Annotated in this window: 14 protein-coding genes; 5 read left to right on the plus strand and 9 right to left on the minus strand. The window is 62.3% G+C overall.

Annotated features, from left to right (window positions below):
- Window positions 1-52: 52 nt before the first annotated feature.
- Complete coding sequence (locus tag DIC66_RS15370) at window positions 53-895, plus strand: YecA/YgfB family protein (RefSeq protein WP_117178774.1); 843 nt, start codon at window positions 53-55, stop codon at window positions 893-895.
- A gap of 58 nt (window positions 896-953) precedes the next feature.
- Here the strand turns inward: DIC66_RS15370 and DIC66_RS15375 are convergent, their stop codons facing one another.
- Window positions 954-1,538, minus strand: coding sequence for an outer membrane protein (locus DIC66_RS15375; protein WP_117178776.1), 585 nt, complete (start codon window positions 1,536-1,538; stop codon window positions 954-956).
- Between the two features lie 130 nt (window positions 1,539-1,668).
- Window positions 1,669-2,568 carry a LysR family transcriptional regulator gene (locus tag DIC66_RS15380; protein WP_117178838.1) on the minus strand — a complete coding sequence of 300 codons (900 nt, stop codon included), beginning with the start codon at window positions 2,566-2,568 and terminating at the stop codon, window positions 1,669-1,671.
- A gap of 102 nt (window positions 2,569-2,670) precedes the next feature.
- Between DIC66_RS15380 and DIC66_RS15385 the strand changes: the two genes are divergently transcribed.
- A complete protein-coding gene (locus DIC66_RS15385; RefSeq protein ID WP_117178840.1) occupies window positions 2,671-3,726 on the plus strand; it encodes an NAD-dependent epimerase/dehydratase family protein in 1,056 nt (351 codons plus the stop codon).
- 102 nt (window positions 3,727-3,828) lie between these two features.
- Here the strand turns inward: DIC66_RS15385 and DIC66_RS15390 are convergent, their stop codons facing one another.
- From DIC66_RS15390 to DIC66_RS15400, 3 genes are read right to left on the minus strand one after another with little or no spacing between them, the layout of a single operon-like run.
- On the minus strand, window positions 3,829-5,112 hold the full coding sequence (locus DIC66_RS15390) for a TRAP transporter large permease (protein WP_117178778.1): 1,284 nt from the start codon (window positions 5,110-5,112) through the stop codon (window positions 3,829-3,831).
- Window positions 5,109-5,783 carry a TRAP transporter small permease gene (locus DIC66_RS15395; protein WP_117178781.1) on the minus strand — a complete coding sequence of 225 codons (675 nt, stop codon included), beginning with the start codon at window positions 5,781-5,783 and terminating at the stop codon, window positions 5,109-5,111. The genes DIC66_RS15390 and DIC66_RS15395 overlap by 4 nt, the downstream gene beginning before the upstream one ends.
- Before the next feature lie 45 nt (window positions 5,784-5,828).
- Window positions 5,829-6,848, minus strand: coding sequence for a TRAP transporter substrate-binding protein (locus DIC66_RS15400; RefSeq protein WP_117178783.1), 1,020 nt, complete (start codon window positions 6,846-6,848; stop codon window positions 5,829-5,831).
- 174 nt (window positions 6,849-7,022) lie between these two features.
- Here DIC66_RS15400 and DIC66_RS15405 point away from each other — a divergent pair, with 174 nt between their 5' ends.
- Both DIC66_RS15405 and DIC66_RS15410 read left to right on the plus strand, forming a co-directional pair.
- Window positions 7,023-9,035, plus strand: a complete 2,013-nt coding sequence (locus tag DIC66_RS15405) for a sensor histidine kinase (RefSeq protein WP_117178785.1) — start codon at window positions 7,023-7,025, stop codon at window positions 9,033-9,035.
- Window positions 9,032-9,652 (plus strand): response regulator transcription factor, encoded by a 621-nt coding sequence (locus tag DIC66_RS15410; RefSeq protein ID WP_117178787.1) that lies wholly within the window; start codon window positions 9,032-9,034, stop codon window positions 9,650-9,652. The genes DIC66_RS15405 and DIC66_RS15410 overlap by 4 nt, the downstream gene beginning before the upstream one ends.
- 26 nt (window positions 9,653-9,678) lie before the next feature.
- Here DIC66_RS15410 and DIC66_RS15415 read toward each other — a convergent pair whose 3' ends face one another.
- The 4 genes from DIC66_RS15415 to DIC66_RS15430 form a co-directional block, all read right to left on the minus strand.
- Window positions 9,679-11,124, minus strand: coding sequence for a hypothetical protein (locus tag DIC66_RS15415; protein ID WP_147321331.1), 1,446 nt, complete (start codon window positions 11,122-11,124; stop codon window positions 9,679-9,681).
- A gap of 15 nt (window positions 11,125-11,139) precedes the next feature.
- Entirely contained in the window at window positions 11,140-12,537 is a 1,398-nt protein-coding gene (locus DIC66_RS15420) for a hypothetical protein (RefSeq protein WP_117178791.1), read from the minus strand.
- A gap of 159 nt (window positions 12,538-12,696) precedes the next feature.
- Window positions 12,697-13,200 (minus strand): CinA family protein, encoded by a 504-nt coding sequence (locus tag DIC66_RS15425; protein WP_117178793.1) that lies wholly within the window; start codon window positions 13,198-13,200, stop codon window positions 12,697-12,699.
- Window positions 13,200-13,793, minus strand: coding sequence for a phosphatidylglycerophosphatase A family protein (locus DIC66_RS15430; RefSeq protein WP_117178795.1), 594 nt, complete (start codon window positions 13,791-13,793; stop codon window positions 13,200-13,202). Before DIC66_RS15430 ends, DIC66_RS15425 begins: the two co-directional genes overlap by 1 nt.
- 241 nt (window positions 13,794-14,034) lie before the next feature.
- Here DIC66_RS15430 and DIC66_RS15435 point away from each other — a divergent pair, with 241 nt between their 5' ends.
- Window positions 14,035-15,768 (plus strand): ShlB/FhaC/HecB family hemolysin secretion/activation protein, encoded by a 1,734-nt coding sequence (locus DIC66_RS15435; protein ID WP_117178842.1) that lies wholly within the window; start codon window positions 14,035-14,037, stop codon window positions 15,766-15,768.
- The last annotated feature ends 44 nt before the right edge of the window (window positions 15,769-15,812 follow it).

Genomic DNA, 15,812 nt, shown 5'->3' on the forward strand with positions numbered 1-15,812 from the left:
CGGGTCTCCTTGGGCGCGACAATAGCAGCCAACCCCCTGTTTTGCCCAGCCCATGACCCAAAATACCTTGCCCCCTGCCGACGATGCAGCAACTCCCCTGTCCGCAGTCTCGTTGAGCCCGGAAGAGTTCGACGAAATCGACACCATCCTGGACGACCTGCGCCAGCGCTTTGAAGAGACACCGCAGTGGGAATTCTGCGAAGGCTTTATGGCCGCGCTGATCGTATGCCGCCGCGCCATACCGCAGGCGGAATACTTGGCGGTGCTGCTGGACAGTGGTGAGGATTCCGACGATGCAGCGAGCGGGTCAGGCAAACCCTTGGGTGCTTTTGCCAACGCCGCGCAGGAGACGCGTTTTCTGGAGCTCTGGCAGCGCCGCTGGACCGATATCGAGCAAGGCCTGGCCGCCGACATCAAGAGTCTGGATGATGAGCGCGCTTACCACCCCGAGGTGATGGACGTGCGCGGCGCCGTGGCCGCCCTGCCCGAAGAAGAGCGCGCCGCCATGGCCGACGAGGTGCTGCCTTCTTTCGCCCAGGTCTGGGCCGTGGGCTTCATGTACGCGGTGGAAAACTGGCCTGACGAATGGGCGCCGCCACGCGACAAGGAAGCCCGCAAGTGGCTGGACGATGCCTTGCAGAGCCTGGTGGCCCTGACCGAAGACGATGAAGACGAGCCCACGCTCTCGGTGTTTGATGACGAGGGCGTGCCCACCGTCAGTGTGAGCCGCTTCAACGCCTTTGCCGACGCCGTCTGGGCCATCTACGACCTGCGCGAAATGTGGTGCAACATCGGCCCGCGCGTGGAGACACTGCACAAAGAGGCGCTACCCGGCCGCAATGACCCCTGCCATTGCGGCAGTGGCAAGAAGTTCAAGAAGTGCCACGGAGTCTGATGGACCAGGCCACAAAAAAACCCACCGTCGGGTGGGTTTTTTTGTGGGCCGATGCGGCCTAAAACTTGTAGCCCGCAGTCAGTGCAAAGACGCTGGACTTGAGCTTGTCGGTTTGGCCCGGCATACTGCTGCGGTCGTTGTACTGGTCCACCATGTACTCGGCCTGACCGAACCAGTTCTTGCCAAACAGGGCCTGCACACCCAGGCCGTACCCCCAGCCGTTGTCAAAGCTCAGCGAGCTTCCTGTGGAGTTTTGCAGACTGGCATTCAGGTAAGCCAGCTTTGCATAGCCCATCCAGCCCTTTGTGAAGACATAGCCCGGCGCAACATACAGCGAATAGCCGTCTTTCAGTTTTTTCTGGTTGGCGCCAAAGGTACCTGCCTTGAGATCACCCAGATTGGCAGTGCCACCGAAGCCGACCACGAACGTATTGTTCACCGCCATGTTGTATTGAAGCTGCAGCACCGCGTTGTTGTCGGTGTTGCTGGCATTGGTGGACGTGCCCGTCACCACTTCGCTGGTGGTGTCTGCAGAAGTCACGCCAAGCCCAACGCTAAAGCCTTCAAAGTTGTTGGCCTGTGCATGCGCCAAAGGTGTGACCAAAGCTGCCGCTGTGGCAATAGCGGTTAGTAGTTTTCTCATGCGGATCTCCAGTTAAACAGGTCGATGAAAGAGCAGCCCCGGCACGACCCGCTGGGACTGTCTTGCATCATGGAGGGACCGACTTTCAGGAGTTTGATAAATATCCAATTCGCAGCGCGCACCCGTGGACTTAAATCAAGTCGGGCAGACTCTTTGCCAGAAAGTCATACACCGCGCGGATGCGCCGGTTGGTGCGGATCTCGCGGTGCACGGCCAGCCACATGGGCAGAGGTGGAATCTGCAACTGCCCAACCAGCACAGCCAGCACCTGCGGGTCGGTGCGCAGCATGTATTCGGCAGCAAAGCCCACGCCCACGGCAGCCCGCACGGCCTGCCACTGCACCACAAAGTCATCGCAGCGCAAAGCAAACTGCGTGCGCGCCACCGGGTGGCCCAGCGCCTTGAAGCCGTCCAGGATGGCGGTGTCGGTATCACTGCCGATCAGCGTGTGGGCCAGCAGGTCGCTGGGTTGGCGCAGGGCCGGGTGGCGCGCCAGATAGTCCTTGTGGGCACAGACGCACAGGCGCACCGCGCCCAACTTGCGGGCCACCAGGGTGGACTGGTCGGGGCGCAGCATGCGGATGGCAATGTCGGCCTCACGCCGCAGCAGGTTGCTGACCTGGTTGCTGGCCACCAGCTCCACCTGGATCTCAGGCAGAGCCTGCCGCATCTGGGCCAGCACCGGGGGCAGCAGGAAGGCTGCCACCGGCCCGCTGGCGGTGATGCGCACCGTGCCGGCGGTCTGCGCCTGCGCGCCCGACAGGGTGCGTGCCAGCTCCTGGGCGCCCGACTCCATGGCGCGCGCGCTTTGCGCCAGCTGTGTACCCACGGCCGTGGGCACCAGGCCGCGCCCGGTGCGCTCAAACAGCACCACGCCGAGCTGGCCTTCCAGTTCGGCAATATGCCGACCCACGGTGGGCTGGCTGCTGCGCAGCACACGTGCGGCCCCCAGCAGGCTGCCGTGGTCGAGCGCGGCCAGGAAGGAGCGGGCCAGGTTCCAGTCAAAGCCGTGGTGGGGGGAGCTTGCCATGGTGGTATTCAAAAATGCATGTCTGCTATGGATATTTATGCAATTGTGGAGTGGGTCGTACCTTTCGACAATGCCTGCATGCAACACACATTGGAGAGCACCATGGCAGAAACCGTTTTGATACTGGGCGCGCGTGGCCGCTTTGGCCTGGCCGCCGCACGCGCCTTTGCCGATGCCGGCTGGCAGGTGCTGGCCCACAGACGCCTGGGGGCCAAAGTACCGCACGAGGCCGCAGGGGATACGCGCATTGAATGGCTGCAGGCCGATGTGCATGACACGGCCAGCCTGGCGGACGCCGCACGGGCGCTGTCCCAGGGCCGGGGCATTGCCGTGGTGGTCCATGCCCTCAGCCCGGCTTATACCGATGCGGCCTGGAAGCAGCAGGCGCTGCCCATGGCAGAGGCGGCGCTGGACCTGTGCCGGGTACTGGACGCCACGCTGATGCTTCCAGGCAACATCTACAACTTTGGCGCGGATATGCCCGAAGACCTGCATGAAGACACGCCGCAGAATGCCCGCAGCATCAAGGGCCAGATCCGCATCGGCATGGAGGAGCAGCTGCGCCGCAGCGGCGTGCGCAGCATCGTGCTGCGCGCCGGCAACTTCTTTGGCAGTGGCAAGGGCACCTGGTTTGACCAGTCCATCGTCAAGGACATTGCCCGGGGCGTGTTCACCTATCCGGGGCCGCTGGATGTGGCCACGGCCTGGGCCTATCTGCCCGACCTGGCCCAAACCTTTGTGGCGCTTGCGGGCAAGCGTGCGCAACTCCGGCCCTTCGAGGTGCTGCACTTTGCCGGCCACAGCCTCACGGCGCGCCAATGGCTGGAGGTGCTGACCCCGCTGGCGCAGGCCCAGGGTTGGGTGCCGCCCGGGCAGGGCGTGCACTACAAAAGCCTGCCTTGGGGTCTGATCCGGCTGGGCAGCTGGTTCGTTCCGACCTGGGCAGGCCTGCTGGAGTTGCGCTACCTGTGGGACAGGCCGCACCGTCTGGACAACCGTGCACTGCGCGCGCTGCTGGGCACCGAGCCCCACACCGCGCTGGATGTGGCAACCGGCCGGGCCCTGCAGGATCTGGGCCTGATGGCGCGGGGGCGGCTCGGCAGCGCGGCAGTGCGGGAGCCCATGCAAGGCGAGGGTGTGAACGCTGCCCGGCTGTGAAGTCAGGCGGACGGTGTGCCAAAAATCCAGAACAGCCTGCGCACAAAGCACAACAGCCGGCGGATGCCGGCTGTTGTGCGTCTGCAGGGACTACTGCTCAGCTCACATGACGCCCAGCATGCGCGGGAACCAGGTGGACAGGCCAGGCCAGTAGGTCACCACGCCCAGGAAGCCCAGCATGGCCAGCAGCCACGGCCATACCGCCACGGTGAGCTCGGTAATGCCCATCTTGGTGATGCCGGAGGCCACGTACAGGTTCAGTCCCACAGGCGGGTGGCACATGCCCACTTCCATGTTCACCACCATGATGATGCCGAAGTGCACCGGGTCAATGCCCAGCTTCATGGCCACCGGGAACAGGATGGGGGCGAAGATCAGCACAATGCTGGACGGCTCCATGAAGTTGCCCGCCAGGAGCAGGATCACGTTCACGGCCAGCAGGAAGGTGACCATGCCCAGGCCGTGGCCCAGCATCCAGTCGGCCAGGGCCTGCGGGATGTTTTCGTTGGTCATGATGAAGGAGAACAGCACCGCATTGGTGATGATGTAGAGCAGCATGGCCGACATGTTGGCCGAGTTCAGCAGCACTTTGGGCACGTCTTTGAGGCGCATGTCCTTGTACACAAACACGGCCACAAAGAAGGCGTAGACGGCGCTCATGGCGGCGGCTTCCGTGGGCGTGAACATACCGGTGTAGATGCCGCCCATCACGATGACGATCAGCAGCAGCCCCCAGACCGAGGCGCGAAAGGCCACCAGGCGCTCGCCCCAGCTGGCCTTGGGCAGACGCGGGTAGTTGAACTTGCGGGCGCGGTACCAGGTCACACCACCGAGCACCGTGGCCAGGGCCAGGCCCGGAATGACGCCTGCCATAAACAGGGCGCCCACCGAGGTGTTGGTGGCTACCGAGTACATCACCATCACGATGGAGGGCGGAATCAGGATGCCCAGGGCACCGGAGGTGGTGATCACACCCGCACCAAAGCTCTTGGGGAAGCCGGCGCGCGTCATGGCGGGCAGCAGGATGGAGCCAATGGCCACCACCGTGGCCGGGCTGGAGCCCGACACCGCGGCAAACAGCGCGCAGCCCAGCACCCCGGCCAGTCCCAGGCCACCGTACCAGTGGCCCACCATGCTGGAGGCAAAGTTGATCATGCGCCGGGCCACGCCGCCGTGGGTGAGGAAGTTGCCCGCCAGGATGAAGAAGGGGATCGCCATGATCTCGAACTTTTCGATGCCGGTGAACAGCTTGAGGGCCACCGACTCCAGCGGCACCTGGGTGAAACCGAACAGAAAGGTCAGGACGGTGAGGCCCAGCGAGATGGAGATCGGCATGCCGGTGAGCATGAGCACCAGCAGCAGGATGAAAATGATGGCTGCGTTCACAGGGGACCGCCTTTCTTGCCTTGCACATCGTGGGGATGCAGGTTGTCATTCATGGCGTAGGGGTTGGTATCCACCGCGGGCACTTCTTCTTCCAGGCCTTCCACATGGCCGTGGTCATGGTGGGGGAGTTCGCCGGTCTTGACGAAGCCCACCATCACCTGCAAAAAGCGGAAACACATCAGGCTGGTGCCCAGGGGAATGGCGCTGTAGACGATCCAGGTGGGCCACTCCAGGTCGGGCGTGGTGGGGCCTTCAAAGGCGCCCTCGGCGGCCATGCCGAACAGGTTGGCAAAGAAGTGGTGGGCGCCGTTTTCCCAGACAAAGCCAGCACCCAAGGTGGCCACAATGCCGGTGAACAGGGCGCCGGCGCACAGGCCCAGCACAATGAACTTGCTGCGCATGGCGTCGCTCAGGCGGTTGATGAGCACATCCACACCCACGTGGATGCCGGTGCGCACGCCATAGGCGGCGCCAAACTTGGCCATCCAGACAAACATGATGATGGTGAGCTCCTGCGCCCAGGTCATGTTGATGGACAGCAGCCAGTCCTGCAGGCCGGGTATGGCGATGCCTGCAGCGTAACGATGGACCACTGCGACAAAGATGATCAGTGTCGCAGCGCCCATCAGGAAGGTGACGAGCCACTCTTCCAGATGGTCAAGAAATTTCATGGATGGAACTCCGGTAGCTTTTGGGGTGATGTGCCGGGCCGGTGCTTAGAGCTTCTCGGGGTCGAAGCCGGTTTCCTTGTAGATGGTCTGCAGCGTTTCTTTGCCCACGCGGTCAGCCATCTTCAGGTGCACCGGGGCCATGGCCTTCTTGAGGGCCAGGCGCTCGTCCTTGGTCAGCACATAGACGGTGGTTTTGCCGCTTTTCTTCACGCCTTCCAGGGCGGCGTCGTTTTCTTCCTGCGCAATCTTGTTGGCGTAGGCGGTGGATTCCTTCATGGCCTGCTCCAGTTGGCCGCGCACGTCAGCGGGCAGGCCGTCCCAGAACTTCTTGTTGGCAATGACCGCATAGCCCAGGTAGCCGTGGTTGGTGATGGAGAGGTGCTTTTGCACTTCATGCATCTTCTGGGTGTAGAAGTTGGAGATGGGGTTCTCGGTGCCGTCGACCACGCCGGTCTGCAGGGCCTGGTAGACCTCGGAGAAAGCCATCACCTGCGGAATGCCGCCCACGGAGCGGATTTCTTCCTCCAGCACCTTGGAGGACTGGATGCGGAATTTCTTGCCCTTGAAGTCAGCCGGTGTCTTGATCGGCGTGTTGGCCGAGAACGACTTGAAGCCGTTGTCCCAGAAGGCCAGGCCATGGATGCCGCGCGGCTCGAGCTTGGCCATCAGGCCAGCGCCCACAGCGCCCTGGGTGATCTTGTGCAGGTCGGCTGTGTCGTCAAAGATGAAGGGGAAGTCAAACGCTTCAAACTCCTTCACGCCCAGGGGGCCGAACTTGGCCAACGAGGGGGCCAACATTTGCACGGCACCAATCTGCAGGGCTTCGAGTTCTTCCTTGTCCTTGTACAGCGCGCTGTTGGCATACACCTCGACTTTGACTTTGCCCTTGGTCAGCTCGGCCGCCCGCTTGGCGAAAAATTCACTGGCCTTGCCCTTGGGTGTGTCGGCCGCCACCACGTGGCTGAACTTGATCACGATGGGGGCTTGGGCCTGCGCGACGCTGGCGCCCAGGGCGGTAACAGCCAGCAGGGCCTGGACGAGGGTGCGACGGGAAAAATGGGTCATGGTGTGTCTCCGTGTTGTTGAATGAACGCTGTGGAGTGTCGGCCCAGGGTACGGTTCCGGGCTAGTGTGGACTTCCACATATCTGGCGCTGCTGGCGCACAGAGATCAGGGTTAACCCTGATAATTTGGCGGTTTGCCTTCATTTGCGTAAAGCCGCAGCGCTAGACTGGCCGCATGTTGGCAAACGCGCACCACCCCAAGGCTCCCGGCAGGTTCGGCCGCCACATGGCCCGGGCACGCCGCAGCCTGTGGGTGCTGCCGCTGCTGGCCTCAGCCCTGTTTGTGATGGCGGTGCTGCTCTGGGCCTACCGGGCCGAACTGGAGGAGCAGGACGCCCGCCGCACCACCCTGATTACCGACGCCCTGAGCAGCGAAGCGCAGCTGCGCAACCGCCTGGATGCCGAGATGGCCTTCCTGCAGGACCTGGGTCACCAGATCGACCGCTTGCCCAGAAATTCTGCTGGCCTGGCCGCAGAGCCGGTGGTGAAGGAAGGCCTGCGCCGCCTGTGGCTCAGCGTGACCTGGCTGGATGCCAACAACCGCATCGTGGCCCATGTGCCCGAGCAGCAGAGTTCGCCCGGTGGGCGCGCCCTGGATGTGTCGGATATCCCCGGCGTGTCCTCGCACCTGCTGCTGGAGACGCAAGGCGAGAAGCTCATCGTGCGCTACTCACCCGCCTTGCTGCTGCGCCGGGGTGTGCCCTGGTGGCTGAGCCGCAAATACGATGTGCAACTGATTGACGGGTACGAGCAGGTGGTTGCCTCACTGGATGAGGTGCCCTTGCGCTTTGATTCCCATGGACGCGATACCTACAAGGTGCTGGTGGGGGGCAATATGCCGGGCGCCTACCTGGAGCTGACCTCGCGCGAGTTGCCACGCCCTTTGTGGCGCACGTTACCCATCGTGCTGGTGAGCGGGTTTCTGAGTCTGATGCTGGTGGCCACGTTTCTGCTGCGCCGCCAGGTGGCGCGCATTACGCGCGCCGAAGACGCCTGGCGCACCGAAGCGGCCTGGCGCCAGGCCATGGAGGATTCGGCCTTGGTGGGCTTGCGCGCGCGCGATGCCGAGGGCCGCATCCTCTACGTCAACCGCACGTTCTGCCACATGGTGGGGCTGGAGGCTGGTCAACTGGTGGGCCTGCAGCCGCCCATGCCTTATTGGCCGCCCGACGTGCTGGATGAGGCCATGCTGCGCAGCCAGCGCAATCTGGAGGGGCGCGCCCCGCGCGATGGCTACGAGGCGCTGTGGTGCCACAGCGACGGGCATTTGCTCAATGTGATGGTGTTCGAGTCGCCGCTGATTGACGTACATGGCCAGCAGACCGGCTGGATGGGCTCCATCATCGACATCACTGCGCGCAAGCAACTCGAAGAGCGCGAACGCCACCGCGCCGAGGCCATGGCCCAGCAGTCGCGCCTGACCACGCTGGGCGAGGTGGCCTCGGCGCTGGCGCACCAGCTCAACCAGCCCCTGACCGTCATCATGGGTTACAACGCCGGCCTGCAGCGCATGCTGGCAGACGCCGGCTATGACAACCAGGCCGTGCTGCACGCGCTGGGGCAGCAGGGCGAGCAGGCGGCCGAGGCCGGGCGCATTGTGCGCCGCATCCGCGAGTTCCTCACGCGCCGCGGACCCCAGCGTGAAGCCTGCGACCTGGTGGCCGTGGCCCAGCGCGCAGCCGCCCTGTTGCAGCGCGACCTGCACAAGGCGGGTGTGCAATTGCAGTGGCAACTGGCGGCGCAGTTGCCGCCGGTGTTTGCCGACCCGATCCTGCTGGAGCAGGTGCTGATCAACCTGCTGCGCAATGCCGCCGATGCCATGACGGGCGCCGCGCGCGCAGCGTCGCCAGACGGCACTTGCACCATCCGCATCACTGCTTTGCTGAGCGGCGAGCGCTTTGTGCGCCTGGATGTGGAAGACAACGGCCCAGGCCTCTCAGGCCGTACGGTGGAGCATTTGAGCGCGCCGTTCTATTCCACCAAGTCCGACGGCATGGGCATGGGCCTGGCGATTTGCCGATCCATCATCGAGGTGCACCACGGCGGCATGGACGCAGGCCAGAGCAGCCTGGGCGGCGCGCGCTTTTCCTTCACCCTGCCGGTGTTTGATCCCCACGCCGCGCAGTCCAGCCTGGAGGATGAGGATGCACAGGCATTTTTGGAAAGCGACTATGAAGGACTTGCATGAGCACCGCAGCCGCTGAACAGCCCACGGTGCATCTGGTGGACGACGAGGCCACGGTGCGCGCCGCGCTGGAATTTTTGCTGGCCTCGCATGGCCTGGCGGTGTGCAGCTATGGCGGTGGCCGCGCTTTGCTGGAGCGGCTGGATGCCGGGCCGCCCCTTGTGGGCTGCATCCTGCTGGATGTGCGCATGGAGCCACTGTCGGGCTTGCAGGTGCATGACGAACTGGTGGCGCGCGGCGTGCACACGCCAGTGATTTTTCTGACTGGCCATGGTGACATCCGCATGGCCGTGGCGGCCCTGAAAAAAGGCGCCTTTGACTTTGTGGAAAAACCCTTTGGCGATGCCGCCCTGGTGGAGCGCGTGCGCGACGCGCTGGCACTCGATGCCGAGCAGCAGCAGCGCCTGCGTGATGGCGATTCGCGCGGCGTGCGCTTGGCCGCACTGACCCCGCGCGAGCAGGATGTGATGCAGCGCGTGGCCGCAGGCAAGCTCAACAAGGTGATTGCCGACGAGATGAACGTGTCCATGCGTACGGTGGAGGTGTACCGCGCACGGGTCTATGCCAAGTTGGGGGTTCGCTCATCGGCCGAGTTGGCCACCCTGCTGGCCCGCATGTGAATCCGGCAACGCCATCACGCCATGCGTCAGGGCGAGGACATCGGTGGCAACTGGGGCAGCAGTGAAGAAATCCAGCCAAGCACTTGCAGGCCCTTCACTTCCAGCGTGTTGGCGTTCAGTGTCGAATCCCTGATGTCGAAGAATCCCAAGGCGCTGGCCTGGCCCAGGTTCTGCCGGTCTTCTGCTGACCAGTTGGCCGTAATCTTCAGATCGCGGATGGCAATGAACGATGTTGGAAGCAAAGGAAACATGCCCGGGTTGTCGCTGCTGGAGCCATTTGAATACTCGCCTGCTTGGGTGCCGAACATGTACCAGTTCTTCATTTTCAGCAGGGCCAGCTTGAACCAGCTACGGTCGATATTTACCCGGCAGTATTTGAACGAGATGCTGAACCCGTCGCTGCTGCCAGCGGGCTTGGTCGGGAGCGCCTGGTTGATCACATTGATGAGCTGGTAGCGGTTGGACACATCCACCCGCCCCAAGTCGAGTGTCTTGCGTGTCAGGTCCAGCGCCTGGATTTGCTTGCCGAGGTTGTAGCGGTTGCAGGAATTCAAGGGGACGTTTTTCTGGGCAAACAGGGTTTGCAGCTTCACAGCGGCAAGTTGGGTGCTGAACGCCGGGGTTCTGGTCAGCGCGCTGTTGGCATGCGGCGTGGTGGCACCACGGGAGCCGGCTGGCATGGCCCGCACTGCGGCCATGGCTTGTGCGCTCAGTGGTTTGGTCACCACCCTCAGGGGTTTGGTGGTTTTGGTAACCGGGACCTGCAGACTTTTGATGACCAACTGCTGTGCATTTTGTTTGATAGTGGTGGCGCTGGCCGCACTGGACGGTCTGAGTTTCCATACGCCCTGGCCGAGCCGTGCCAGCCCACCAGCTTTGACGAACAGTGAACCAGGGGCTGCTGGTTTGATGTCGGAAGACTGCATGCTCAGGGTTGGCCAAAACGCAGCAGCGGCCTCGTCGTACCAATTGACTGGCGTTGCCAAGCAGGGGTAGTAGAAGGCGTTGGGGTCAGTTGAACTGCCAGTTCGCGCCTGAAGAAATTCATATTGGGCATCCCCGAACAACTTGTAGACCGGATTGCTGGCAACGTTGTCAGACGTGCTTCCAGCCGGGATGGCTCCGCTCACCAGAATCTCATAAAGGTCATCCACTTCGAGCCCCGAGTTCTGAAAAAAAGTCCTGTTGAGCGCCGGTGCGATATTCGCCAGATGGGAGAAAGTCTCTTTGGCAATCTGGGGGTCATAGGGCCCGCCTGGTTGGTCGGCCGGTTTGAAGTCCTGAGGCGACAAGGAAAATCCCGGCCACGCCATTTGCATGACGAAGGAGGGATTGCTGTCCGTGATGTTTACCAGCTTGGCCAGTTCGTCATAGACGGCGCCAATAAAGTCATTGGTATTCGGCATGGAACACCTTTCATTGGGAACATTGTGGATATTGGCGGCCCCTTGCGGGACCGCCAATGCAGGCATGGGGCTGATAGCAGGTCAGGCCGGCGGGCAGTAAGGCACGACCTGGTTGATAAAGCCGATGATCTGCACACCCGGCACGGTGATGGTGCCGCCGGCCAAAGCCGAGTTGAATGTCTGCTTGGAACTCGAATGCGAATAGCTGCCAGAGATCGAGAAGGGCCCGATACCAAAGCCGCCACCACCACTCGTCTTGGAGGTGATCAGATCCCAATCCGCCTTGGCCCAGTTGGCAGAAATCTTGACCTTGCGTGCCACCACAAACGAGGTCGGCAGCAGCGGCAGTCTGGCGCTGTTCTGGCCTACTTTACTGCCGTTGGAAATCAGGCCTTTTTTGTAGAGATTGCCCAAGTCCCAGCCCTTGGTGCCAAAGAGGCTGAAGTTCATCCAGGGGCGCCGGATGGTGACCAGGGTGTATTCAAAGCTGATGCGCAGGTTGCTGGTTTCGGAGCTGGCCTGTTGCTGTGAACTGGAATGACCGGCCGACCCGCCAATGCTGAACAGCCCCAGGCTAAAGCCAGCCGAACCGCCATACGAGGTGAAGTCGGACGAGGAACTGGTCGCTACATTGCTGGAGGCTGAATCGAAGGTGGTCCAGCCGCTGGATGTGCTGGTACTGCTGAACCAGTCAGAGGGCAACAGGGAGACGCGTTGCACCTTCGGTGACAAACCAGTGCCGGTGTCATCCAGCACCACGCCGTAGCCCTCGTACAGGTCCTGCGCTTGCTTCCAAGCCAGTTGCAAGGCGTTCTGGGTCGAGGTTGTTTTGATGGCCAGGTTTTGTTCCACCTTGCTGGCATCTTCTGCACGCCAACGGTCATAGGCCGTCTTGACCGGAATTTGCAGCGTGGAGGCAATCATGGGCCAGGTGTTCTTGCCTGTCGCTGTTTTCTGCGCTTCCATGAAAGCGCCGATATAAGCAACCCGCGCGCTGTTGTAGGCCGACTGGTTGTCCAGATAGTCGCGGTACACCTGCGACTCCATCTTCTTCTTGGTGACGACACCCGTGTCGGGGTCGGTCACGTCCACCAGACGGAACAGATAGTTTTCGGCATCCTGCAACTGCTTTTCAATCGCCGGGTTGGGTGCCTGCGCTGGAATGTGCACACCATCGAGCATCTGCTTGTAGATCTCGGTGATGGTGACTCCACTGTCCGTATAAAGCGTAGACATCTTCGGTGCGGCATCAACCAACTGGGCGGTATGGATGGCGGAGCCCTGGCTGCCGCTGCTGTTGCCTGGGGTCCAGGGGTTACGGAAGTCTGCGGAATTGATCGCAAGGCCCGGCTTCATCAGGGTCAACACCGTAGACGATGCTTGGGCGACCGGCTTGCCCCCGGGCTCGGCCTGCGTGACCGAGTTGAAGATGTTGTCAAAGATGCCTTGAACAAGCCGGGAAATTTCTGTCAGTGTCATGGTTTCTATCCTTTTCAAGTGGTTGAAATGAACGGATAGAATGCGTCTTCATGAAGAAAAAGATAGTGTTTTTAACTAACTTTATATAAAAAATTAGTTTTATTTATCGCCTTCGGTTGAGAGTTGTCAAGCGACCTGGCAGTGCCTTCCCAGTAGTGCTCAAGTCTGGGTGTTGAGCAGGGTCAGCAGGCGCTGCAGCGCATGCTGCACGGTGGCGGCACGCACAGCGGCGCGGTCACCGTTGAAGCGCCGCATTTCCGAGTGGACGGCACCGGGCAGACCCCAGGCAAACCACACGGTGCCCACCGGCTTGTCCGCACTGCCGCCGCTGGGTCCGGCCACGCCCGTCACGGCCACCGACACCTGGGCCAAAGACTGTTGCAAGGCGCCCTGGGCCATGGCCCGCGCCACGATTTCGCTGACTGCGCCATGGCGGGCAATCAGCTGCGCATCCACGCCCAGCATGTCGCTCTTGGCCGCGTTGGAGTAGGTCACAAAGCCACGTTCAAACCATTCGCTGGAGCCCGCCAGATCGGTGCAGGCGGCGGCAATCAGGCCGCCGGTGCAGCTCTCGGCCGTGGCCAGCATGCGCTGTTGCGCCAACAGTGTTGCTGCCAGTTGCGTGCAGAGGTGTGCCGTACCCGGCGGCTGCAGGTTTGGCATCAGAGAAATTTCCAGACCGCAATCACCAGCAGCGTGCAGGCTGCAGCCACCAGGTCATCGAACATGATGCCAAAGCCCGCCTTGGTCCAGGCATGGCGGTCGGTGTGCGGGTTGACGTGGTGGAACAGGGCATCGGCCCAACCCACCGGGCCGGGCTTGACCGCATCAAAGAAACGGAACAGGCCAAAGGCCATGGCCTGCGCGGCCAGGCTGGCCGGCATCACCAGCCACAGCACCAGCCAGAAGGCTGCCACCTCGTCCCACACGATGCTGCCCGGGTCCAGCACCCGCATATTGCGCGCTGTGACCGTGCAGGCCCACCAGCCCAGCGGCAGCGAAGCCGCAATCACCCAGCCCCAGGCGGTGGTAGTCAGCCACTGCGACAGCACCACATAGCTGATCCAGGCCCACAGCGTACCCGCCGTGCCCGGCGCAATGCGCGACAGGCCGGAGCCAAAACCCAGGGCAAACCAGTGCGCCGGGTGCGACAGCATGAAGCGCACGCTGGGACGGTCAATGGGGGCGGGCTGGCCCGGGTCTTCGGGGAAGACGGTTACTTCCACGTCTATGGGGTCGGAGGAACGGTCTTGCATGGGGGGGATTATCCAAGAGCCGCAGGCCTTGCACTGTGAGTGATCGACAGTGCATTCACCCTGCCTGTTTTTTATCAGAGTGTTCAACGATGGGCATTGCAGTGCGATCGCAAAGAAGCAAGTCAACAAACTTGCGAAACATCAATGCACAACGCAACACAGGGACGGCCCAGAGATGAAACACTTCCGCAATCCATTCACCCAACCGCACCCGAAACGGCCTTCGCCGCTAGTGGTCAGCATGTTGTTCAGTGCCCTGGCAGTGGCGTTGCCGGTGCATGCCCAGAGCACGAAAATTACCCCACCCGATCCCAGCCCCGAATTGCGCCGACAGGACGAGCGCACGCAAGCCCAGCGCCAACGAGAGGAGTCTTCGGTGGATGTGCAGTCACCTGCCATTGCGCTGGAATCCACCAGGCTATCCCGTTCAGAGTCCCCGTGCTTTCGCATAGATGCCCTGCAAATCAGCAATGTCGACCAAGCGGCGGTATCCACAGACCGCGCCAATTTGCAGAGCGACGAGTTTGTCTGGCTAATGGCCGCCCTGGCAGGCCCCCAAGGCGATGACTCCCCCAAGGGCAAATGCCTGGGCGCCCAAGGCGTTGCACTGGTGCTCAAGCGCGCCCAGCAAAGCCTGCTGCAGCGCGGCTTTGTCACCAGCCGCGTGCTGGCGCAAGAGCAGGACCTCAGCAGTGGCACCCTGGCCCTCACGCTGATTCCCGGGCATGTGAACACCATCCGTTTCAAGGACGCAGGCATGCCCGGTGTGCGCCTGGGCAACACCGTTCCCATCCACAGCGGCGATCTACTGAACCTGCGCGATGTGGAGCAGGGCCTGGAGAACCTCAAGCGTGTGCCCACTGCAGAGGCGGACATCCAGATTGAGCCTGCACAAGACAACGCAGCCCCGGGCCAAAGCGATCTGGTCATCAGCTACCAGCAACGCTCCCCCCTTCGGCTGTCATTGACAGTGGACGACAGCGGCAGCAAAGGCACCGGTATTTACCAGGGCAGTGCCACTTTGTCCCTGGACAACCCGCTGGGCCTGAGTGACCTGTTCTACTTCACAGCCAACCACGATCTGGGCGGTGGCGATGCCGGAGCGCGCGGCACCCGTGGCAACACCGTGCACTACAGCCTGCCCCTGGGGTACTGGTTGCTGGGCGCCACCTACAGCAGCAGCCGCTACTTCCAGAACATCGCGGGCCTGAACCAGGATTACGTCTACAGCGGCACCAGCGAGAACAGCGAACTCAAACTCAGCCGCCTGGTCTACCGCGACGCCGTGCGCAAGACCAGCCTCAGCCTCAAGGCCTGGCAGCGCAGGAGCAACAACTTCATTGACGACACCGAAGTGCAGGTGCAGCGCCGGGTGGTGGGTGGTTGGGAACTGGGTGCCAACCACAAAGAGCCTGTGGGTGACGCCACGCTGGAGGCCAGTCTGGCCTACAAGCGCGGCACCGGTGACTTCGATTCCATAGCCGCACCCGAGGAAACGTTCAACGAAGGCCGCTCCCGGTTTGGCCTGTGGAGCCTGGAGGTCACAGCGGCCGTGCCCTTCCAGGTGACGCAGCACAGCGCCCGATACAACGTGAGCCTGCATGTGCAGGACAACAGCACGCCACTGACACCGCAAGACCGCCTGGCCATTGGCGGGCGCTACTCGGTGCGTGGCTTTGATGGCGAATCCAGCCTGGCGGCCGAACGTGGCTGGACCTTGCGCAACGATTTCAGCCTGGCCCTGGGTGACTCTGGTCAGGAAGCCTATCTGGGTCTGGACGCGGGTGAAGTTGGTGGCCCCGGCAGCGAGAGGCTGCTGGGCAACACGCTCAGTGGCGGCGTGTTGGGTTTGCGTGGCAGCTTCAAGGTTTCCAAAAGCAAGCTGCAGTACGACCTGTTTGTGGGCACACAGCTGAACAAGCCGGATGGCTTTCGCACGGCGCAGACCGTTGCGGGTTTCAGCCTGAGCTTTTGAAACAGCACCCATTTCTTCATACCCAATTTTTTTCAACCGTGCGG

Origin of the sequence: Rhodoferax lacus (assembly GCF_003415675.1) — a bacterium.
GTDB classification, from domain to species: Bacteria; Pseudomonadota; Gammaproteobacteria; order Burkholderiales; family Burkholderiaceae_C; genus Allorhodoferax; species Allorhodoferax lacus.